At 68.7% G+C, this 19,973-nt stretch carries 21 protein-coding genes and 1 pseudogene; 13 read left to right on the top strand and 9 right to left on the bottom strand.

Going from position 1 to position 19,973, the window contains the following annotated elements; all coding sequences use genetic code 11:
* Positions 1–20: 20 nt before the first annotated feature.
* On the top strand, positions 21–1,166 hold the full coding sequence (locus tag ABZV34_RS24025) for an MAB_1171c family putative transporter (protein WP_356280190.1): 1,146 nt from the start codon (positions 21–23) through the stop codon (positions 1,164–1,166).
* The gene (locus ABZV34_RS24020) at positions 1,135–2,565 is read left to right on the top strand and encodes a pyridine nucleotide-disulfide oxidoreductase (RefSeq protein ID WP_356280187.1); all 1,431 of its coding nucleotides are present in this window, start codon (positions 1,135–1,137) and stop codon (positions 2,563–2,565) included. The genes ABZV34_RS24025 and ABZV34_RS24020 overlap by 32 nt, the downstream gene beginning before the upstream one ends.
* 119 nt (positions 2,566–2,684) lie before the next feature.
* Here the strand turns inward: ABZV34_RS24020 and ABZV34_RS24015 are convergent, their stop codons facing one another.
* Complete coding sequence (locus ABZV34_RS24015) at positions 2,685–3,434, bottom strand: SOS response-associated peptidase (RefSeq protein WP_356280184.1); 750 nt, start codon at positions 3,432–3,434, stop codon at positions 2,685–2,687.
* Positions 3,435–3,637: 203 nt separating this feature from the next.
* Between ABZV34_RS24015 and ABZV34_RS24010 the strand changes: the two genes are divergently transcribed.
* From ABZV34_RS24010 to ABZV34_RS24000, 3 genes are all read left to right on the top strand, one after another.
* Positions 3,638–4,618, top strand: coding sequence for a hypothetical protein (locus ABZV34_RS24010; protein ID WP_356280181.1), 981 nt, complete (start codon positions 3,638–3,640; stop codon positions 4,616–4,618).
* A gap of 106 nt (positions 4,619–4,724) precedes the next feature.
* Positions 4,725–5,033 carry a DUF6247 family protein gene (locus ABZV34_RS24005; protein ID WP_356280179.1) on the top strand — a complete coding sequence of 103 codons (309 nt, stop codon included), beginning with the start codon at positions 4,725–4,727 and terminating at the stop codon, positions 5,031–5,033.
* Positions 5,030–5,290, top strand: coding sequence for a hypothetical protein (locus ABZV34_RS24000; protein ID WP_356280176.1), 261 nt, complete (start codon positions 5,030–5,032; stop codon positions 5,288–5,290). The genes ABZV34_RS24005 and ABZV34_RS24000 overlap by 4 nt, the downstream gene beginning before the upstream one ends.
* A 9-nt stretch (positions 5,291–5,299) precedes the next feature.
* On the opposite strand, the gene ABZV34_RS23995 is transcribed toward ABZV34_RS24000, so the two are convergent.
* The 4 genes from ABZV34_RS23995 to ABZV34_RS23980 form a co-directional block, all read right to left on the bottom strand.
* A complete protein-coding gene (locus tag ABZV34_RS23995; RefSeq protein WP_356280173.1) occupies positions 5,300–6,991 on the bottom strand; it encodes a hypothetical protein in 1,692 nt (563 codons plus the stop codon).
* 211 nt (positions 6,992–7,202) lie between these two features.
* A complete protein-coding gene (locus ABZV34_RS23990) occupies positions 7,203–8,138 on the bottom strand; it encodes a hypothetical protein (RefSeq protein WP_356280170.1) in 936 nt (311 codons plus the stop codon).
* A 95-nt stretch (positions 8,139–8,233) separates the two neighbouring features.
* Positions 8,234–8,557 (bottom strand): hypothetical protein, encoded by a 324-nt coding sequence (locus ABZV34_RS23985; RefSeq protein WP_356280167.1) that lies wholly within the window; start codon positions 8,555–8,557, stop codon positions 8,234–8,236.
* Positions 8,551–8,973: a hypothetical protein gene (locus ABZV34_RS23980; RefSeq protein WP_356280164.1), complete on the bottom strand. Its 423-nt coding sequence runs from the start codon at positions 8,971–8,973 to the stop codon at positions 8,551–8,553. The genes ABZV34_RS23985 and ABZV34_RS23980 overlap by 7 nt, the downstream gene beginning before the upstream one ends.
* Before the next feature lie 88 nt (positions 8,974–9,061).
* On the opposite strand from ABZV34_RS23980, the gene ABZV34_RS23975 reads away from it, so the two are divergent.
* The gene (locus ABZV34_RS23975) at positions 9,062–9,526 is read left to right on the top strand and encodes a hypothetical protein (RefSeq protein WP_356280161.1); all 465 of its coding nucleotides are present in this window, start codon (positions 9,062–9,064) and stop codon (positions 9,524–9,526) included.
* A gap of 108 nt (positions 9,527–9,634) precedes the next feature.
* Positions 9,635–9,793, top strand: a complete 159-nt coding sequence (locus ABZV34_RS23970; protein WP_356280158.1) for a hypothetical protein — start codon at positions 9,635–9,637, stop codon at positions 9,791–9,793.
* Positions 9,794–9,874: 81 nt separating this feature from the next.
* Here ABZV34_RS23970 and ABZV34_RS23965 read toward each other — a convergent pair whose 3' ends face one another.
* The 4 genes from ABZV34_RS23965 to ABZV34_RS23950 form a co-directional block, all read right to left on the bottom strand.
* Positions 9,875–10,399, bottom strand: coding sequence for a hypothetical protein (locus ABZV34_RS23965; protein ID WP_356280155.1), 525 nt, complete (start codon positions 10,397–10,399; stop codon positions 9,875–9,877).
* Entirely contained in the window at positions 10,396–13,023 is a 2,628-nt protein-coding gene (locus ABZV34_RS23960; RefSeq protein WP_356280152.1) for a hypothetical protein, read from the bottom strand. Before ABZV34_RS23960 ends, ABZV34_RS23965 begins: the two co-directional genes overlap by 4 nt.
* A 1,128-nt stretch (positions 13,024–14,151) precedes the next feature.
* Complete coding sequence (locus ABZV34_RS23955) at positions 14,152–14,919, bottom strand: GntR family transcriptional regulator (protein ID WP_356280149.1); 768 nt, start codon at positions 14,917–14,919, stop codon at positions 14,152–14,154.
* Positions 14,916–15,458 carry a UTRA domain-containing protein gene (locus tag ABZV34_RS23950; protein WP_356280147.1) on the bottom strand — a complete coding sequence of 181 codons (543 nt, stop codon included), beginning with the start codon at positions 15,456–15,458 and terminating at the stop codon, positions 14,916–14,918. Before ABZV34_RS23950 ends, ABZV34_RS23955 begins: the two co-directional genes overlap by 4 nt.
* Before the next feature lie 82 nt (positions 15,459–15,540).
* Between ABZV34_RS23950 and ABZV34_RS23945 the strand changes: the two genes are divergently transcribed.
* The 6 genes and pseudogenes from ABZV34_RS23945 to ABZV34_RS23920 form a co-directional block, all read left to right on the top strand.
* Positions 15,541–15,834 carry a helix-turn-helix domain-containing protein gene (locus ABZV34_RS23945; protein WP_356280144.1) on the top strand — a complete coding sequence of 98 codons (294 nt, stop codon included), beginning with the start codon at positions 15,541–15,543 and terminating at the stop codon, positions 15,832–15,834.
* Positions 15,835–16,093: 259 nt separating this feature from the next.
* Complete coding sequence (locus ABZV34_RS23940; RefSeq protein WP_356280141.1) at positions 16,094–16,906, top strand: hypothetical protein; 813 nt, start codon at positions 16,094–16,096, stop codon at positions 16,904–16,906.
* Positions 16,907–17,286: 380 nt separating this feature from the next.
* Positions 17,287–17,532 (top strand): hypothetical protein, encoded by a 246-nt coding sequence (locus ABZV34_RS23935; protein WP_356280138.1) that lies wholly within the window; start codon positions 17,287–17,289, stop codon positions 17,530–17,532.
* A 78-nt stretch (positions 17,533–17,610) separates the two neighbouring features.
* Positions 17,611–17,790, top strand: a complete 180-nt coding sequence (locus tag ABZV34_RS23930; protein ID WP_356280135.1) for a hypothetical protein — start codon at positions 17,611–17,613, stop codon at positions 17,788–17,790.
* 157 nt (positions 17,791–17,947) lie between these two features.
* Positions 17,948–18,262: a WhiB family transcriptional regulator gene (locus ABZV34_RS23925; protein ID WP_356280132.1), complete on the top strand. Its 315-nt coding sequence runs from the start codon at positions 17,948–17,950 to the stop codon at positions 18,260–18,262.
* 605 nt (positions 18,263–18,867) lie between these two features.
* A pseudogene (locus ABZV34_RS23920) lies at positions 18,868–19,023 on the top strand (DUF5999 family protein); the annotation flags it as partial.
* Positions 19,024–19,973: the final 950 nt, after the last annotated feature.

The following is a 19,973-nucleotide window of genomic DNA, read 5'->3' as shown; positions in this document are numbered from 1 at the left end:
TGTTCTACATATGCGGCATCTTGCTGTTACTCATCTGCCTCTTCAAGGTCCCCGCACTCCTGCGTCGGCGCCGAGACCCACTGCTGAGCTCGGTCGTCCTTCTCCTCCTGGATGGCGGCCTCGTCTTCTTCTTCACCGCGCCGGACTCGATCTCTGCCATCAACCGCGCCACTGGAATATCCAACTTCGCCGCGCCCGTCGCCTACTCGGCCCTCGCCGTGTTCGGCGGCGCCAACCTGCTCCTGCTCGTCAACTGGCGACCGTCGCCGCCGGAACAACGGCGCCGCGCGTCGAGAATCTGCGTCACCACCTACAGCCTCGTCGTCGTCCTGATCATCGGGTTCTGCTGGCTGGGAGATGCACCCGTTGAGCAGGTCACCCTGTTCGACTGGTACTACGCCGACACCCCGTGGATCCGGGAGATGATCCTCACCTACCTCGTGGCCCAGGGCGTAGCGACGATGACCACGTTCGTTCTGTGCTGGCGCTGGTCCAAGCAGGTCGACGGGTTCCTCCGCGCGGGCCTGCGAATCCTGGCCCCCGGATACCTGCTGCACGTGTGCTACGACGTCATCAAACTCGTTGCCATCTACGGCCGCTGGACCGGAAAGCAATGGGACTTCCTCATCGACCAGGTCGCACCGCAGACGGCGGCACCGTCCGCCGCTCTGGTGGTCATAGGGTTCACGCTCCCGCTCGCCGGACCGCGAACAGCCCAGACGGTGCAGGCCCTGGGGCAACTGCGAGACCTCGGCCCGCTGTGGCGGGAGCTCAAGGCAGTGCCCACTCCCGGAGCCATCCGGACCTCGCTTCCCTGGTGGTCATCCCCCGCAGTCCGTCTGACCCGCCGCAGGACCAGCATCTTCGACGCCCTCCTCACGCTGTCGCCGGCCTACGACTCAACCGTGCGTGACAAGGCCTACCAGGCGGCCCTGGAACGTGGCGCCGACGCTCCCACCGCCGAAGCCGCGGCAGACGCCACGATGATCGTCGCAGCCCGGATGCAACAGCAGAGCGGATCCAGCGGCAGCGAGACCCCGGACACCGAACCATGGCGCCCCCGCGACCTGGTACCGCTGTCCCGGGCCCTCACCTCCCCCTTCATCTCCCAGCCCGTCCTCGGTCAGCACCACGGTGCTCCTGCAGAAAGCCACCACCATGACTGACATACCGGCGCGAACAGGCACCCACGCCATCGTCATCGGCGGCAGCCTCGCCGGAATGCTCGCCGCGGCGGCAGTCAAAGACCGCGTCGACACCGTCGAGATCATCGAAGCCCACGACCTTCCGCTTGCCCCCCAGGCCCGCACCGGTGTTCCCCAGGCCGCACACATCCACCCACTGCTGTCGGGCGGAGCAAAGGCGATCGACATGCTGCTGCCAGGCACCATCGCGAGCCTGCTTGATGCTGGTGCCAACAGGGTCCCCATGACCACCAACATGGTCTACCTCTCCCCCGAGGGGTGGTACCGACGGTGGCAGCGCGACACCCACTACCTCATCGCTGCCAGCCGCGACCTGACCGATTCCGTCATTCGCCGGCACGTTCTCAGCGACGCCCGCGTCAAAGTCCGCTCCCATGCCCGGGTCGTCTCCTTGCTGGGCGATGCGCACCGGGTCACCGGGGTGAAGCTTCGGACAGCTGACGGCAGCGAACACGCTGTGTATGGCGACGTCGTCATCGACGCGTCCGGACGCTCCACCCGCACCCCGCGCTGGCTCGCCGATCTCGGCATCACGGACCTGGTCGAGGACCACATCGACTCCGGAATGGCGTACGCAAGCCGTGTCTACCGGGCTCCCGTTCCCACCGCCAACTGGCCGTTGATCAACGTCCTCCCCGATCCGGCGCTTCCCGGACCTGCGGGCGGCATCCTGCCCATCGAACAAGACCGCTGGCACGTCAGCGTCTACGGGCCCCCAGGCTCCCATCCCGGCCGAGAACCGGAAGGCTTCGAAGCGTATGTCCGCAGCCTGCGCCACCCCATCGTCTCCGACCTGCTCAAGCACGCCGAACCCCTCACCGACGTCACCATCACTCATTCCACGGCGAACCACCGCTTCTACTACGAGCGACTCAAAGCCTGGCCAGAGGGGTTGATCGCCCTGGGAGACTCGGTGGCAGCCTTCAACCCCATCTACGGACACGGCATGTCCGTGGCAGCCCAGGGCGCTCTCGCAATCCGAGACGTGCTGACCGCGGGCCTCTTTCCCGGGTTCGCCCGGCAAGCGCAGCGAGCCGTGTCGCGTCCCATCAACGTCGCCTGGTCCCTGGCAGTCGGCCAGGACGTCCTCTACGCCACCACAACAGGCAAACAAGCGACCCCAGCCGACCGGCTCCTGCACAGCTACGTCAGCCGTCTGTCACGCACCGCAACAGGCAATTTCCGCGTCGCCACAGCACTGACCGACGTCCTGACGCTGGAAGCCCCACCCGCCGTGCTGCTCCGCCCCGACATCCTCCTCGCCTCCATCATCGGGCCCCTACGGCCACCGCACATCGGACCCGGCTTCACAGCCCAGGAACACCAACTGCTGAAGCGGGCAGGCGTTCAACTCTCATAGCTGCGCCCCCAGACAGCTCTACCGCCTCAACGGCAACACAGAGGTCGGCAGGCGCACAGGACGGACCGGCCGAGACGCATCGCTCGACGTCGGCGCCCGGAAGCCGACCGGCTTCGCTCCTACTCAGGAATCCGGTTCAGCAGTTGGGCGCCGTTGTTGCGGACGCTGTTGACGGCCGTGGAGACCGGCCGGGTGTCGAGATGTCCGCCGGCGGGCTGGGTGAGCAGCGCGCGCAGCTCGTCGGGGTCCTGGTGGTGGGGGTCGAGCCAGACGTCGTAGTTCTCGGGTGCGAGTGCCAGCGGCATGCGGGGATGCACTCGCCCGGCGGCGTCCGTTGCTTCCGTGGTCAGGATGGTGCAGGTCAACAGCCACGCGGCCGGGTCGTCGTCTTGCTCGATGTCGGGACTGCGCCAGTATTCGTACAGGCCTGCCAGCGCCATCACCTGATCGTCTTCGGGGTGGATGAAGTACGGCTGCTTGCGAGGCTTGCCGCTGGCCCCGTCGTTGATCTGCTGCCATTCGTAGAAACCGTCGGCCGGCAGCAGGCAGCGGCGCTTGCCGAAGGCCCGCCGGTACGCGGGCTTCTCGTGCACCGTTTCCACCCGCGCGTTGATCATCCGCGCGCCGATCTTCACGTCCTTGGCCCAGGACGGGATCAGCCCCCAGCGCATCGCCCGGAGCTCCCTCTCCACCGGTGCATCGTCGTCGGGTTCGCGGTCGCGTGACGTGGGTTCGAGTACGGCCCAGACGTCGTTGGTCGGGGCGACGTTCCAGTTCGGCGCCAGGGCTTCCTCGGGACGCCAGTCGTCGACGTGAAAGAGCTGCACGAGGTCCTGAGGGCTGCGGGTGGAGACGTAGCGACCGCACATGCCCACCACTCTCCCACCGCCGGCATGGTGCCGGGCCTCACCAGCGCGCAGCGTGTCGAGGTAGGGGCTCGCGGTGCGCCGTGCCGTAGAGACACCATCGAGTGAACGCAATTGCGACAAACGGGTGATGCGGCCTGTAGATGCCCTGCCCGCGGGTGCAGTGTGTGGGGCGACCAGTCCACGCACAGAGACGGACCCAGTTGATGACCCTGTTCGGAGCCGAGGAGGTCCTCCCGTCCGGCAACGAAGCGTCGCTGTCCGGGGCCGCGCTGCGCGAGCAGGCGGACAGGGCGGTCGACGAGCTGTCCGCGGCCGTCGGCGAGGATCCGGAGACACTGCGGAAGCGGCTCCTCAAGCTGGTCAATCACGCTGGGCTGGGCGACTGCGACGACCACGAACTGCGCGAGGTCCTCCGTGAGCTGCGCATCTGCGCCCTGGAGGGTGGAGGGGTTTACCGCAAGAGATTGAAGCGCATCACGCAGGTGGACCGGCCGCAGGGCATCGGCCGGCTTCCCCGGCCCCGCTCGGTCAAATCGGCGGCGGCCGCGGGCGCCTGCGGGTTGTGCGGCGATGCCTACGCGACGGGAGATCTGATCGGCCGGAGCCCGTTCACTCCTGGCGTGCCATACGAGCAGATGGGCTGGCAGTGCTGGCACTGTCTCGTGGACCGCCGTCAACAGCCGCGCCGCCGCGATGTCCTGCTGCGGTTCTTCCACGCGCTGTTCGCCGGCGCGGAGGGGGTGGGTCTCAACGCTCACGAGTGCGCGGTGATTCTGCAGTGGCTGACCGAGGAGCCAGCACTGGAGAACTGCAAGCCGTGGATCGCCGACCCGCTCGAGAACACCCTGGTGCGGCTGCGTGCGAGCATCGTCGACCAGCGGCCGACGACGTGGCTGAGTGCACAGACGGCACACACGATCGTCGCGGTGCTCCAGGAAGCTCCCGCCGCTGCGGCCACCACGGCCTCAGACTCCGACACGCTCGCGGCCCTGGTCCAGCACCTCGCGGAGTGGGCCACCAACCCGGCCGCCGTCCCGAGTGCCCAGTACGGGACGGGCTGGCGCTACCGCCAGAAACTCCTTTCGCTCACTACGCACCCCACCGTGCTGTCCCGACAGGGCGGTCCATTCCATCTCTTCCAGTGCCGGGTCTCCGCCACCGGCCAACTCGTCGAAACGGACTGACCCGCACAGCGGCGGCGGCCTCCGAGCACGTACGTGGACCGCTGCAAGCGTGCGAAGCCCTCCCCGGCCAGGCTCCGCACAGCTACCGTGGGCGTACGACCCGTGTATGGAGGAGCCCGTGAGCGCGCCGTCCGAGGAAGCCCCCGCACCGCCCGCACCGGCGGCCGCCGCCCACCTGCTCGCTCAGCTGCGTGCCGACCGGCGCGCAACTTCGTGGGTGCCGGCATTCGAACGGGACTGGGCGAAAGCCCTCGAGGACTCCCGGCACACCTACAGTCTGACGCCACTGCATGACGTGGTCCGGTCCTGGCAGCTGCGCGTTGCCGGGGCGCCGGCGGTCGACGCCTTCATCGACTCCGGCCGTGACGAGAGCGGCTTCGTCGACCTGGACGATGTGCTCGGTGCCGGCCGGTGACTGGTACGCCGTGGGGGGTGCGGTTGTCGCCGCAGGCCGCGAAAGTCGTCGCCGAACTCCCCGAGGCCGCGACTCAGATGGTCCGCGACGTCCTCGATCTCGCTGCCTGGACTCCGTGGGGCTGGCCGCAGTGGAACTCCGGCGACATTGAGGGTGAAGACGTCCGGGCCGCATCGATCGGGCAGTTGTCCGTCATCTATTTCATCAACCGGCCGCTGCGCCACCTGTCTGTTCTGGACATCGTCTGGCTCGGCTGACCTCGACGCTCACCCGGTGTGGGGTGCGCGAGGTGTGTAGGCGGGATCGTCGTCTCTGGTTGGCGGAGGCTTGCGAAGGCGGCTGTTTTCCCTGGCCAGTTCGACGCGTGAGCGGTGCGGGCCGCCTGGGCTGTCGCAGCGCGTGTCACAGCCGCTGTGGCAGTCTGGACAGGTGACCTCGTACACCCTCCACGGGCGTGGGATCTGCTTCTGCTTGGCCTTGCGGGCTTCGACGATCGGCTGCAGCCGGTCATCGTGAGGAACACGACGTGGGCCGCCGGCGTTGGGGCCTGTCCTCACCATGCAGTCCTGCCCCTTGCGCGCGTGGCAGCGAGGGCAGCTCTTTTGGATCCAGTGCCGGCGTGCTACCTGGCGGTGGAGCGACGACGTGGCCTCCGGCGTTGTGTTCGCGGCCCGCTTCTTCCAGACTGCGACGTCTCGTGCCTGGCCAGCCGTGAGTCTCTCTCCGGCTACTGCGGCGGCCTGGATCAACGTCTGGACCTCATCGTGCAGGTCGTGGGTGTAGATGCGGTGGCGGCGCAGCCGCTTCAGGATGGCTCGTACGCTGCGCGACGCAGCCACGGCCGCCTTCTCGGCGGCCACCGCCGCCGCGATCGTTTCGGGCGACAGACCTTCGTAGTACCGGGTCGCCCTCGTCACGATCGCGAGTTCGGTCTCCGTACGGCCATGCGTGGCCGTCGAGTTGACTGCGGCCACCAGATTTCGGACCCTCACGATCCTTTGATAGGCCACGGCCCGGTCCAGGCGGTGGAAGAGTGCACGCCGGGTTTCGTTCTGCTCCTCCAGCCAGTGGTGCGCGTGGCGTACGGCGGTCTCCAACTGGCCTTGTAGCTGGGAGCTCACCCCGCCGAGGTCGGCGATCTCTTTGCAGACCTGCGTCACCAGGCGTGGAGACTCCGTCCGGCGCCCGTACAGCAGCCGGCGCAGCAGGGCGCGGGCCTGCTCGTCGGATCCGGACATATTCTGTGTCTTTCCGGGGGACCATTTCGCCGGCGGGCTGGTGCGGTGCGCGTGGACGATGCGTTCGACCGCCGGCGTCGACAAGCCTCGGTCCGTGATCGTGCAGTCGTCGAATGTGAACCATTCGGTTGGCCGGGCGAACGCCTCGGTGCCGATGTGCACGCGGCGGGCGGTGCCCTCGCTGTGGAGCCGGATCCGGTGAACGTACCAGCGTTCGATGAGGGTGTCTCGGTCGACGGGGACGGACATGCCGAGCACCGGTTCGTGCTCTTCGTCCCAAGCAGGGGGAACCGTCTGGTCGAGGTGCACCCGCAGTCTGTGGTCGCTGACCCGGATGTCGACGACGGAGCCGATCGGCGCTCCGGCGGCCTGGCCGAAGTCGAAGCGGCCCTGTTCCCCACGGCCGCGCAACCACGCGGCGGCCGCGGACTTCACGTACAGGTGATCGGCGCTGGTAACGCCCCGGGCGCGGCGCCTGCACTCGTGGGGTACGCCGTCAGGACCCGGATGATGGGCGAAATGACAGACCCGGTCGGTATACAGCTTGGTAGTCAGCTGGCTGCCGCAACCGCCCAGGAGCAGACCGCACCAGAACGTGTCGGCAGAGTGCGTAGCGCGGAACTGGTTCAGCTCGATGGCTTCCAACGGCAGCGTCAGCGGGGCATCAGAGCCGGGACTGCCCAGTACCGCTGTTTGTATCTGGCGTCTGTCTTCCCGCAAGAAACCCCCACCTCTCGCTCCAAGCCATCGTGCCATTTCGGAGAGCTCCTCGACAGCCTCCAGGAGGCCGGAGCACCTGCACCTGCTGCGATGGTGTGATCACTCCAAGCTGAGGGGCCCGCCACCGGTGGTGACGGGCCCCTCAGCTGTGTGCTCCTTGACTGTGGGGTCTGGTGCTGGCCGGCTGCTGGACGGTGCTCCCTGTCAGGGATCAGCCGGCACGGTCGAGGGGTCCGGTGATGCCGGTCTCGCAGAACAGGGCGTCGTCGTGGAGTACGTCGACCGGCCACAGACCCTCGCAGCGCCGTTCGTCGACGATCACGTGCCCTGTCTCCTGGAGGAAGAACGCGAACCAGGCGAAGGGCCGCTGACTGCGGTCGAGGTCGCCGCCGCCCTCGATGACGCCACGCGGATCGGACCAGGGAGAGACGGCAGCCGACCCGGGCACCGTCTCCCCCTGGTCGTCGATGACCGGCTTGAAGGCGCCGATGCGCAGGTCGAGTCCCATGCAGGCGGCGCAGTAGCAGTGTGCTCGGGTGTAGGTGCCGCGGTGGCCGGTCACGCTCCAGAGCGGCCAGTGGTTGGTGCGCGGGCCCCAGCCGAGCTTCTTCTGCTGTCGTACGGTGCGGGCGCAGGCCTGGCAGTGCTTCGGGATCCGGCCGTGCGCGGCGATCATCTTCTCGTAGTCGGCGCGGGTGTCGGGCAGGTGGAAGTCGACCATGTCGCTGCCCAGGCCGGTTCCCCAGTTGGGCTTGTCCCGGGGCCGCAGCGGCAGCATGTCCGGGGTGCTGGAGGCCTGCAGGGCGTAGGGCAGCAGGGTGCTGGTGTCGGCGCCGGCCGGCCAGGCGCCGCCAGGCAGCGCCGCGGCGATGCGGGCGGCCGCCGCTTCCGCGTCCGGGCGGGTCAGGCAGGGGAAGCGGGCCGCGGTGTGCCCGTCGGGTGTGGAGATGTTCCAGCACTGGGTGCTGTAGCCCTCGTAGGCCGGGTGCTGGCGGCGGATGTGGGGTGCGGCGTCGAGCGGGCGGGACCAGCCGGTGTGCACGACGAGGCCGCCGGGGGTGAGGTAGCCGGTGCCTGCTTCGGCTTTCACGTCGTCGGGGAAGGCCGGGGTGAAGGAGATGGCGTGCGCGAGCGTGGTGTCTGTCATGGTCGGTCTCCGGGGGATGCGGGTGTCGCTGCGCGGCGTGTCCGGGTCCTGGAATGTGACGGTGGGGCCTCCGCCGTGGCGGGGCCCCACCGGGTTCACGGGATGAGGGGGATGCGGCCCTCGATGCGGGCGAGGAGTGCGTCGGGTATGAGGTCCCGGTCGGTGGCGCCGTTCAGCTCGATGCACGTGGAGTCCATGTCGACGACCCCGTTGGGCAGGACGCGGTAGCCGGACACCTGCGCCGTCCAGGCCAGATCCCGGGACCCCGTGGCCGGCCGGTAGGCGATGCTCGCGCTGTAGGGGGCGATCGTCGTGCCGTTCCGGTCGCTCACGTGCGGCATGTCCGTGAGCGCGACGAACGTGAGGAGGGGGAACCGGTCGGCGGGCGTGGACGGTGCGGGAGGGGCGGGATTCAGCACGGGGTGCTCCGATCCGGCGGGGAGATGTGGTGCGACGGTGGACTGGTGCGGGCGTGGCGTGATGCCGTGTCACTTGTGGGCTGCGGGACCAGGACGATGGGGCGGCCGTCGGCGTCGATGACAACCAGGGGGTGGCCCTCGTTGGCGGCGTCGAAGACGGTCTGGGCAATGTCCTGGCTGCTGGTCACGGCGTCCGGGCTGCTCGGTGCGAGCCCGAGGAAGTCGACCGGGCACTCGACTGCCATACGGACGCCATCGCGGGTCTCGGGCTGAACGGGCGGGCGGAGGCCGGCCGCGCGGGCGAGCCGGTCCAAGTCGCTGTCAGAAGCGGCTTCCAGGCCGGCATTCAGCACGGCGTGGACGAGGGCTGCCTGGTAGGCGGCGGGCTGGGTGCGCTCAGTGATCCTTGCGGTCATGGGTCCCCCACAGAAATAAATGGCTTGCCACTTCCAAGGTAGCCGTCCCCATTGAAAGTGGCAAGCCACTTGTGGGAGTGTTTTCGACATGAGCAGCAACCACCGCGACCCCGGCCTCACCGTGCGCCCGCCCGTCGCTCTCAAGGCCGCGGCCCAGGAGCAGTTGGGCCAACGCGGCCGTGAGACCAAGGCTTTCGTTGTCGCCTGCCTCAACGCCCTGGTCGCAGACCCGGACGGATTCCTGGAGACCCTCGCGGAACACTGGCCGGCCGAGTCCCGCCGCGGCCGGCCGCCGAAAGAGAACCGGGCTTCGGCAAGCGACACATCCGCGGCAGGAGCAGGGACAAAACACCAGGTCACCGCGCCCGTTCCAGAAGGCTGGGGCGATCACGACGACGCACCGCGCGCCCTGCTCGATGAACCGCCCTCGCCGCCCGACCGTGGCCCTGCTGCCACCAGGTCGTTCGCCGACGGGCCGGCCGAACGGCCGGCATGGGGCGATGACGATGCCCTATCCGGTTTGGAGTTCCTCCGTGACAGCGACGCCGAGTAGGCGACAACGCGGCCCCCGCCGTCGGGAGTTGCGCGGCTAACCCCGCCACCCTCCACAGTCGCTGCGTCCCGCCGACCGGCGGGCGTCAGTTCCTCCTGGAGGTTGCGCGTGTCCCCCTCTCCCGCCGACGATCGCACTGCTCTGGCGGTCGCCCTGCTCGGCTCCGTCCTGGTCGCCGTGGTCGCTGTCCAGGTACCCGCCCTCGTATCCGCGCTGACCCTGGGTCTGGCCACCTGGGCCGTGCTCTACGTGTTCCTGCGCCTTTGACGGCTGCACTCCAATCCTGAGCGAGCAGAGCACGGTCTGCCCGCTTGAGTGAGGGCTGGAGGCGAACGTGCGGGGCCGGTCTCAGTGACCGGCCCCGCACGTGTCCGCGTTCCGCGGCTCTCCGCGTTGCTGCTGTCGTCTCGCGAGCTGGTGGTGCATCGACGGCCACGCCGTCGCGCAGGGCATCGGCGAGAGCCATTTACCGGTCGGCACGGCGCCGTCGCTGTGATCAGCCTGGGTGCGCTCCAGCGCAGCTTCGTGCCGTACGCGGGGGCTTCGGGAGGCGACGTCCAGGCGGCCGGTGTCCGCGTCGAATGTCACGGCCTGGACGTGGCCAGCGAGTTCGGGCGCGGCCGCGGCAAGGAGGTCGCCGAACTGCGCGAGGAGGCTGCTGCCGGCGGCCGGGGCGACCATGCCGCGCTCGGTCATCATCATGGTGATCGCCGTGCCGAGCCCGAGCGGCTCGCTGCCGTCGCGCTGTGCCACCTGCCTCCGGGACCGCTTGGGTTTCTTCTCCTGGCGGCGGCCGCCGTTCTTCTTCGCCGCCTCCCGGGCCGCGGCCAGGGCCTGGCGCGCGAGGTCGACCCCGCTCAGCTCGCTGCTCACGCGATCGCCGCGCCGGCCGTGTCGCCATCGAGGGGCCGGGCCGCGATCTCCGTCAGCCGGGCCGCCCACGGCGCAGGCGCGACCGTCTCGGTACGGGCCGCCGTCCGCTTACGCAGCTGATCCAACCGCATCGCCAGCAGGTACTCGGCAGTGCGCTCCCGAGCGGCGTCGGCGGCCTTCGTCGCGGCGGCGATCGCGTCCGCGCCGTTCGGGTTCGCCCGACACCACCTGCGGTTCTGCTCGGTCTTGTATGCCCGGCAGGCTTCCGCGTCGGCCTCCGGGGTGCCGCCCAACCGCCCGAGGGCGCTGCTGCGGTACTCCGGCATGGCCTGCTGCACGGCTTGGAGGGCGTTGAAGGCGAGCACCGACGCCCCAGCGATGGGGTTCGCCTCCAGCTCGCCCGGCTCCATCAGCTGAAGGAACTGCTGGTGGGTGGTCTCGATGTCGGCTTCCAGGGTTGCCCGGACGTGCGCGGCCACCGCGGCGACGTCGGCGGCGTCGTCCAGGTCTGCCGCCCAGGTGGCCGCGACCATCCCGGCCTCCGCGATCGCTGTCTCAGTCTGGCGCCGGTAACCGCACGCCTCACACAGTCCGGCCGACCGCTGCTGCCCGCAGTCCCCGCACGCCAGGGCCTGGCGCACTGCGTCGGCGGCCGCCGCGTCCCGGCGCTCGCGCTCCCCCCGCTCCCGGGCAGCCGTACGGGCCTTCTCCCGCCGGGCCTGCTCCGCGCGGGCCTGCTCACGGCGCCATACGAAGTCCTCCGCCTCCGCCGCGGCGTGCTCACGCAGCCGCTCCTCGAGGACCTGGCGGCGCCCCGCGACACCGAGCCCGGGCAGCTCCCGGTCGATGTCGGCCGCGATCCGCACGCGGCGGGCACGGCGGACGTGAATTACGTTGCCGCAGTTGGCGCAGTCGCCGCCGGTGTCCAGCCGGATCCCGTCGTCGCAGCGCACGTCCGAGCAGGCCGGCCGCTGCACCAGGCCCCGCCGGGTGATCCAGCCGAACGGGCTGCTCACCCGCGCCTCACCACCGGTCTCCTCCAGCCGGTCGGTGAGCCGGTCGGCCAGCAGCCGAGGCGCGTTCTCCGGCTGCATCAACAGGTCCTTCAGCTGCTGCAGCTCGGCATCCACAGCCTTCACGACCTGGTCCTGCTGCCAGCGGTTCAGCCCCGGCCACAGCCACGCGACCGGCCCCAGAGCAACCTGCAGATCAAGATCCTCGGGAAGGCCCGTCCTCGCCTGCTGCTGCGTCTTTCCGCCCGTCACGGTCTTGAGTCGGCCACCGGCCTTGGTCCCGGCAACACGCTGCCTCTGCTCATCGACCACGCACTTGGCAAGCATTTCCCCGCGGAGCGGGCTGACCTCCGCCACCGGCGACGCAGGCTTGGCAGCGGCGGCTTCGCCTCCCGCGGCCTGGTTCTCGCGCGCACGCACGCGCTCCGGCCGACGGCCTTCACCCCCACGGCCTTCGCCGGAAAAACCGCCAGAGAGCGGAGGAGAAGAAACCGGAGTAACCACAAACGCGTGGTCTGCGTGGAACTCTGCACCATCGGGACGCTCCCGATCTCCCGCCTTCACGGCCGCCTCAGCACCACAAATCCCAGAGGTACCAAGGCCACCGGCATCCTGGCCGGGAGCAAGATCTCCGACTGCACCATCGGGACGCAGCGAAGACACCGACCCAGAGCCCGAAACCGGCTCCACAGGCGCCAGAACACGGCCATACGCACGAGCGACCGGCAGCAGCATGACCCGGCCACGGCCGTTCATCCGTGTCACCGTTGCCTTGCGCTGCCGCGCGACGACACCGGTCTCCGTCAGCCGGGCTAGCACCTTCCGCGCCCCGGACGGCGAGCAGCCCAGCAGCCGGGACAGCGTCGCCGCCCCACGCCCCTCCTTCTTTCGCACCGAGCCGCCGCACAGCTGCAGCCAGCCCGACGCCCGGCTGTTCAGCACCATCAGCAACAGCCCGAGCCGGTCCGTCGCCGCGCCCTTGCCCGTGCGGCCGGCCAGCAGCCCGGGCGGCGTCGGCTCCTTGTCCTCCGGCGCCCACCCCGGCCCGAACAACGCCTCTATCAGGCGCAGTAGCACCGCCAGCTCAGCCTTGTTCAGCGCCAGAGGGTGCGCGGCTCCCCCGTGCTGGTGCGCCCGCCACAGGGGCATGACCAGACAGTCCAGCCCGACCGGGTGCCCCTCATCGTTGATGACCATCCGGGTGTGCAGCGCGTCCGTCTCCCGCAGAACGGGCAGCACGTCGTGATGGACTGTCGACGCCGTCATCCCCAGCCACCGACCCAGCTCCGCACCCCAGATGTACGACTGCAGATCGCCCTTGCGGCCCTCCGGCGCCCGCGACTTCGCAAACAGCACCACCGTGGTCAAGCGCGCCGCATCCCCGAGCCCGGCCAGCGACTCATCCGCTAGCAGCGCCCGGACCGCGGCGAGCAGCCGCAGCCGCATACCCCGACCCAGCCGCAACGCGTCATCCAGGCTGCCGTCACCCGGCTGGCCCCCGCCCGGCAGCGACAGCAGACCATTCCGCTGCGCGGGAAGCATCGGAGTGTCGACCACGACGTCCTCGACGAACTCCGACAGCATCGCGGCCGACGCTGCGATGCCGCTCACGTGGATGTCCCAGAGAACTGAGCTCGAGGTGCGGTGCTAGTCCGCTGACACGGCGGAATGGGTGGCTCAAGAAGAAACTGTGACCCGATAGACGTCGCAAAATGCGCCAAACGGGCATTGATGGGCTGACAAAGAGCAGCACGATGCTGCAACATGGGACCTGCTCTCCTGTGGTTGAGAGAGGGCATGAAAAATGCGCCTTCGGCGCTGGTTCGGGGAGAACCAAAGATTGAACTGTTCGGCCGACTGTGAACCGGACGAACAATCCCTTCAGGAGGGCCTGCGAAGCCCGCCTGGTGGCAGATGGGGCGCCATAGCCGAAGTGACTGCGAATCACTTGGGTGGCCGGGCGTCCCGGCGGCAGTTAGACCCGCTCAGCGGGTACCGCCCATCACGATTACGACATATGGCCCCCTAGCGGGGCAGTCGTGTACCCGTACGCGGATCGGTGCGGGAAGTCCAAGAGAACGCCACGCCGGAGCGACGCACTGGTCGCTGCTACAGCTGGTGCCGTGATGTGTGTCGTGCGGAGGGTACGGGTACCCTGCTGCATGTCGATCACCTTGGTCGTGGAAGGGGTGGTCGGCTGGCCGCTGAGCCTCCGCCAAGAGGTCCCGGCCCGCCCCCTTGACTTGCCTAAGGTCTTGGGGGCCTTTTCATTTTTTGGATCAAGCTCGGAGACACGATACTCCCCACCTGTGATCCCCGTAGTGGCCGGGGAAGACGTGTCGTCGAATCCTGTAGGGGTCCCGCCGGGCGACCCTATGAGGGGTGCGTCGTCACCGCAGGCGCAGGCAGGGCTCTCGAAAACACGCCTCATCAGACGCGCCTGAAGGAGCACCAGTTCAGGCCGCGCGCTTAGGCGGCGTAGCGCGTTGGCCTGACGTGCCCTAGGTGTGTCAGCCACCTTCGTGCGACTGTGCTTCCGCGGCTGGCGGCCACTTCAGGTGAAGCGGCATTGCTGCCCTCCTTCGATAGGCGCCGTGAGGGTCCGTCAGCGGGTCCCCGTCGTAGCGGGAGATCCGAGGCCACCCGGTGACCTCGGTGACCCTAAGATCCCCATCCGCGGGCCAAGCTACCAACCTTTCGCGAAATGCGGCAAGGTCGCCGCGTGGCTGCGCGCGAACTTTAGAAGTCGTAGCGCAGTTCGTAGAGGTGGCTGGCCTTCGCCATCTCTGTCACCTCAATCACGCGATCGTCGTGGCTGAGCACCACTCGCAGCGTACGGAGGATCGGAAGGTCGCTCGGCAGTCTGAGTGTTTCGTACTGCTCCTGGGTTGCGATGCACGCCGAGACGCGGTCAACGGTCCGGACCGGGGGGTAGCCCGCTTCGGCGAGCAGAGCGGGGGTACCCCCGCGAATCCGCCTCTTCTGCATGATTGGCGTATCTCGCGCAAGTTCCAACGGGTAGTAGGACTTCACCAGCTCACACGGCTCGTCGTTGAGCAGCAGGATCTGCTGACGAAGCACGGCCGTTTCGTTCTCGGCGATGCGGAGTGCCTCGCGAACGTCAGCAGGAGGAATGACCTCCCCGACTGCCTGCAGCTGAGATTTCCCCGTCTGTCCCCTGTTCTCTGCCTCCGTGATCCACCGGTACTGGTCGCCCGGGGCGGCCGGCGGGGAGTACTGAGACGGCGTCATTGTCTGCACGCGCTGGCGTTGCACCTTCACGGAGCTTCCAGGGCGGCCGACGATCAGCCCTTCGGCCTTCAGTAGCCCCAGGGCTTTTTGGATAGTTGCGGCCGAGGCATCGAAACGCGTCTTCAGCTGCTCCGTTGACGGGATGGCAGTGTCAGCTGCGTAGTCGCCAGATCTGATTTGCGCGCGTAGGTCAGCTGCGATCCGCTCGTGGAGGGGGCGCGGGTCGATGCTGTCACTGTCGATGGCGGGGCTCATCCCTGCTTCTTCAGGTCGTAGGAGAGGTGGCGCCCTCGCGAGGGCATGGTGATGGCGTCTACCTGAACAGGCTTGCCGTCTGCGGCGACGTGAACGCGGAGCAAGAGCAGAACCGGCTCGTCCGGTTCGAGGTGCAGGAGGCGCCGCTCGTCTGCGGTGGGCATCCGCGCGCTGATGTCCTCGTGGATATCGGTCACGTGGTGTCCGAGGTTCGCGAGCAGCGTTACAGCTCCGCCTTTGATCTTCTGAGCGGAAGCCAGAGGCGTGCCGGATGCCACCGAAGTCGGATAGTACGAATCCGTGAGTTCCACCGGGTCGCCGTCGAGAGTGATGATCCGCTTTCGCGCCACGACGCCTCCCCCTGTGGCGACGCCGAGTGCCCTTGCCACCGGCGACGGTGCTTGCGCGGTTCCAGCGAAGATCAGCTCCTGACCGCCCTTGCGGCCGTGACCTGCGGCTTCTTCAGACCAGGCATCACGCTCGCCTAGTGCGCGTGGCGCCAGGTATGGCTCTGAGGCACTGATCCACTTGTCGGTCACCAGCTCGACCTCCCCGCTCGTTGCGATCGCCGAACCTTATCGCTCTTCACGATAGGTGCCCTGGTGAGGTGGGTGCACCTCGATGCGAAAGCTTGCCACCTTTCGCGAAAGGCAGTACGGTCGTCACGTTACTCGGCCTAGAGGAGCGAGATTCATGGAACAGCCTGAGGCTTCGAGGCCCGACCTCTCCGTCGCACAGGTGGCCCGTCGACTGGGAAAGCACCCGGCGACTGTCTACCGGTGGATCAAGAACGGAGAGCTGGATGCCGTTCGAGACGAACGACCCTGCACCTGCCGCGCAGGTGTACGAAGTGGGGCGATCCGTATCCCGGTCAAGGCCCTCGAGACGTTCGAACCTGCAGCTGCGACTCGCTGAGCCAGCCCGTCGGCTTCTGACGAACTTCTAGTCGCAGCAGCCTTGCTATACCGCAAAACAGCAGGTGTCAGCCGCCTTCAGGCGGTGGCAATGGGGTCGAGCCGAGCTCCCCCGGCCAGGCATCTGTACCCAATAGCTCTACCTGCTTCAGCTCGAATAGCGCTGCTGCGCTGTCTGTCCGTCAGGCTGGTCGAAAAGCCAGCCTGACGCGGCAGAGAAGGCAGCACCGCACTCGCTCTTGCTCGCGTCAGGAGGATCGATGCCCCACATTCGTCCCGGTCGTACTCGCTCCAAGAACACCAACCGCCGCACGGCGCTGCTGCTCAGCACCATGGCACCCGAGGACTTCAACCTCCGGCATGGTGAGGTGCGGTCGATCGTGTGCCCTGACTGCCGCACCTGGCGCAGGATCATGGGCGACACGGTCCTTAAGATCCGAGAGCACTGCAATTCAGTGAAGGTGCCGGAGGGAGAGAAGCACGTCCAGTGCCCCGGTGCTGATCAGGTCGTGGAGATCGACATCGACGTCCGGCGCTGGCAGTCCAGGCAGGACCGCTTGCTGCGAGATGCGATGCCCCAGGAGAGCCGGCGCGCAGCGCAGCAGTTCTACAAGCCGATGCCCGCTTCGGCGACTCCGGTCTCGCGGATCACGACGGAGATCACGCTGGATTCGGAGCGTCAGACGTACCTGGCCCACCGCAAGGGCTGCACCGTGTGCGTCGGCGGTCAGCACTGCACGGACGGAGGCATGCTTGCCCGCCGGTACGTCCTCGCTCTCCAGCTCGAACCCACCCGGCGCCTCGCTCGTGAGCTGATCGCGGAGGAGGAGCGCCGTAGGGCGAAGAAGGTGGCGGCGCACTGGCCGGCCGGACGTCGGCAGCAGTGGGCACGGCACGGCGGCGAAGCCGTCGAAAGCACCAACAACCAGTGCGCACAACGCACCCCAGGATCGCTCTCTGACTTCCGCGGTCCGCAGCTGCCGCTGAAGCCGCAGAACTTGGCGGCGCACGAACGACGGCAGGCCGAACTGGGCAAGCAGTACGGGTCGCGGAAGGCGTCGCCAGCCGGCTGACCTGCGCACCGAGACGAACATCCACGGCCCCAGTCGGGGCCGGGGATGTTCGTGCGGCAGCCCAATACGACGAGTGGGGGACAACATGGACATGGGTGACGACTTGACGTTCGAGGAGTGGTGCGCGGCGCTGGAGGCCATGGACCACCAGGAGTACCTGGAGGTCACGGCGGAGTTGGAGGGCCGCGACGCCGACCCGCGCAGTTGATCGCAGCCTGTGCTGCCCGCCGTCGACCGCCCCGCTCGCTGCGGGTCGGCCGACGGCGGAGTGCGCAGGACGCACTGCCCCGCCGCGGCGGGGCCCATTTATGGCAAACCCCCGGGGGTATCGACCCCGGGGGTTCTTTGCCGCTGGTCACCCTCCAGACAGGACGACCCGCATGACCATTCTGACCTACGCCCCCGCGGCCGCCACTCGCCCGCCGCTACCGCAGCGGCCGGTCCCGCACGAGAAGACCCCCGACCGGCCCACGCCCTCCGACCCCCGACCTCACCCCCAGACCGTACGCACCACCGCGCAGCCGCAGGCCGGCATCGTCGACGACATCGAGCGCGAGGACGATCAGAAGGGCTACGAGCCCGACGACGCGACCCACGTGCCCAGGAGCTGGCTGTACGGGAGCTGACGGCATGACTGACGCCGAACGCGAGGAGCTCTCGCAAAAGAACGCGGAGAAGAACAAGCGGTCGGAGAACCACCAGAAATGACCAAGCCGACCGATGACCTGTACGTCCGCTACATGCACGCCTTCGCGGACTCCTCTGAACACACCGCCAACTGCCCCGCCTGCAGGGACGCGACGCCGTGCGCGGACGGAGAGCCGATCCACGAACGGTTCGCCCGCTTGCAGGACGCCTACCACGCACGACAGAAGCAGCGCTGAGCCCGGCCCTGCCCGTCGTCCCCGTGCCCTCGCCGGCCGGGGCCGGCGGAGAGCGTCGGGAGCTCCCCCGCTCCGGCCAGCCGGCCGCCGACATCAAACAGCCCCAGGGTGGCCGCCCCGGGGCTGTCTCTTGAACTGGACCTTCTGGGAGGCCCTGATGAACCGCGACTCCATCGTACCGACGTGGGGCTACGGCTCCGTCTCCACTGACGCGGGACCCGAACGACCCAGGGCCGTCTGCGTCGACGAGGACCCCGAACTGTTTTTCCCCATCGGCAACGCCGGACCGGCGCTGTACCAGATCGAGGAAGCCAAGGCCGTCTGCCGCCGCTGCCCGCTGCAGGAGAGCTGCCTCCAGGGCGCGCTGGAGCGCGGTGAGTCCGCCGGCGTGTGGGGCGGCCTGAGCGAGGACGAGCGTCGCTCGATGAAACGCCGTGCGGCTCGCAGCCGTGCGCAGCAGGCCAGCGCCTGACACCCCACCTCCAGCCCGCCTGCCCCGACCGGATTTGAGGAGACGGACGTGGCCCTCCCCGCTTGGCTGCAAGACCAACTCGCCGCAGCCCAGACCGAAACAGAAAGCGACGGAACGACTTGGTCCGCGTTCGTCACCACAGATGACGGCCTCGCTCCGATCGTTGGCGCTCATGACCGAGAGCACGCCCAGCAATGGCTGGACGAGTCCGGGCGTTCCGGCCTCGTCGCTCGTAGCCGCCGAGAGAGGTAACGGCCAAGCCGCATGCTTGCCTGCTGTCCCAGCGGCGTGCCACACAACCACTCATGACCGCAGCCCTGCCCAGCCCATCGTGACCTGCCCAGCGACCGGTCCGATGACGACGGAGAACGCAGGGACCGCACGCGGACTGCGCTGCCGCGCTGCCGGACCCGTTCTGTCGGCTGCCTGACCCGCCCGGCCCGTCCCAGCACCCCGTGTGCAGGGACGGGCCGGACGGCGTCCAGGGGAGCCGCGCAGCCGCGCAACTCACCCCGCTACCCAAAGCCCGGAGGCATCGCATGCGTATGGTCCCGTTACTGGCCCCGCTGGACGACACCGGCCTGCACCACACCCAGCCGCCGCACCTGTGCCGTCACACCCCGGCCTGCCCGGCCGCCGACAGCACGGACGCTGTGGCTGCCCGCATCGTCGCGAGCCACCCGGAACAGGGCTGGAACCTGCTGTGCAACGGCGTGTTCGCCTTCGAGGACACCGGCGAACTACGCTCTGACGGACAGATCACCGGTCCGCGGCCCGCGCCCATCGCCATTCCCGCGCTGGTGACGGAGAGCAAGACGGCCCTCGGAAGCTCCCTCCACATCACCAAGGAAGGCATGGTGGAGATCTGGGAGCGGCTGCGGCCCTACATGCCCCCGTACCTGATGGCGGTGCAGCACCACCCGACCTATCTCCGGTTCGAGTTCGCCCCGTTCACCGGACGGGAGCCGGAGCCGGCCACGCCGGACCTCCACATCGACCCGAAGCTGTCCTACAAGACGGAGGACGAGGCGGAGTTCACGTTGCGCCGCGCGGCCCGCGAGATCCTGGATGACCTGTACGGGCAGGCGCGCGAGCAGTGGCGTGACGCCGCCTACGTCGCCGACCTGCGGCAGGCCGTCAAGGACACCGGCGCCCGCTGGCAGGCCTACGAGCGGGACGCGGCCGCGCTGGAGGCGGCCTGCGCGTATCTGCGCACCCCGGCGGCCGGCGCGGAGTGGCCTGCCGCGCTCGCCCGCCTGGTCGACGCGCAGAACCGGGCCCTGGCCGCGGCCGGTACGTTCGATGCCCGGGCGGAGGAGATCGCCCGCGTCCACGACAAGCACCTCTACGCGGACCTCAGCCACCAGGGCGCCCTCGACAGGGCCGGCTACCCCGAGTCCAAGGACTGGCCCATCGCACTGGCCGACCACTACGGCTCCAGCTCCTACAGCGAGTTCATCACCGACGTGCCGCTCACCGAGCAGGTGCGCCGCCTCGTCAAGGAGCAGGACGCGCACGTCGCCAAGGTCGGCCGGCTGTCTGATCAGGTCGCTGGCTGACCGCAGAGGACCTACCTGATCGGCACGCCGCACCGGTGTCCTGGGCCTCGTCGCGGTCGACTCGAAGTGCCGGCCGTTCGGTCCGGCGATGCTGAAAGCCTTCAACGCCGTGCCGCGGCAGAAGCACGGTCGGCGCACCCATTGCTGCCCGA

It is taken from the genome of Streptomyces sp. NPDC005195, from assembly GCF_040608315.1.
GTDB lineage: Bacteria > Actinomycetota > Actinomycetes > Streptomycetales > Streptomycetaceae > Streptomyces > Streptomyces kaempferi.
This window is presented reverse-complemented; position numbering and strand designations above follow the sequence as displayed.

Excerpts from the sequence above, each read along its gene's own strand:
- ABZV34_RS24015 (WP_356280184.1), bottom strand. The coding sequence starts at position 3,434 with ATGTGCGGTCGCTACGTCTCCACCCGCAGCCCTCAGGACCTCGTGCAG.
- ABZV34_RS24010 (WP_356280181.1), top strand. The coding sequence starts at position 3,638 with ATGACCCTGTTCGGAGCCGAGGAGGTCCTCCCGTCCGGCAACGAAGCG.
- ABZV34_RS24005 (WP_356280179.1), top strand. The coding sequence starts at position 4,725 with ATGGAGGAGCCCGTGAGCGCGCCGTCCGAGGAAGCCCCCGCACCGCCC.
- ABZV34_RS23990 (WP_356280170.1), bottom strand. The coding sequence starts at position 8,138 with ATGACAGACACCACGCTCGCGCACGCCATCTCCTTCACCCCGGCCTTC.
- ABZV34_RS23980 (WP_356280164.1), bottom strand. The coding sequence starts at position 8,973 with ATGACCGCAAGGATCACTGAGCGCACCCAGCCCGCCGCCTACCAGGCA.
- ABZV34_RS23975 (WP_356280161.1), top strand. The coding sequence starts at position 9,062 with ATGAGCAGCAACCACCGCGACCCCGGCCTCACCGTGCGCCCGCCCGTC.
- ABZV34_RS23955 (WP_356280149.1), bottom strand. The coding sequence starts at position 14,919 with ATGAGCCCCGCCATCGACAGTGACAGCATCGACCCGCGCCCCCTCCAC.
- ABZV34_RS23945 (WP_356280144.1), top strand. The coding sequence starts at position 15,541 with ATGCGAAAGCTTGCCACCTTTCGCGAAAGGCAGTACGGTCGTCACGTT.
- ABZV34_RS23940 (WP_356280141.1), top strand. The coding sequence starts at position 16,094 with ATGCCCCACATTCGTCCCGGTCGTACTCGCTCCAAGAACACCAACCGC.
- ABZV34_RS23935 (WP_356280138.1), top strand. The coding sequence starts at position 17,287 with ATGACCATTCTGACCTACGCCCCCGCGGCCGCCACTCGCCCGCCGCTA.
- ABZV34_RS23930 (WP_356280135.1), top strand. The coding sequence starts at position 17,611 with ATGACCAAGCCGACCGATGACCTGTACGTCCGCTACATGCACGCCTTC.
- ABZV34_RS23925 (WP_356280132.1), top strand. The coding sequence starts at position 17,948 with ATGAACCGCGACTCCATCGTACCGACGTGGGGCTACGGCTCCGTCTCC.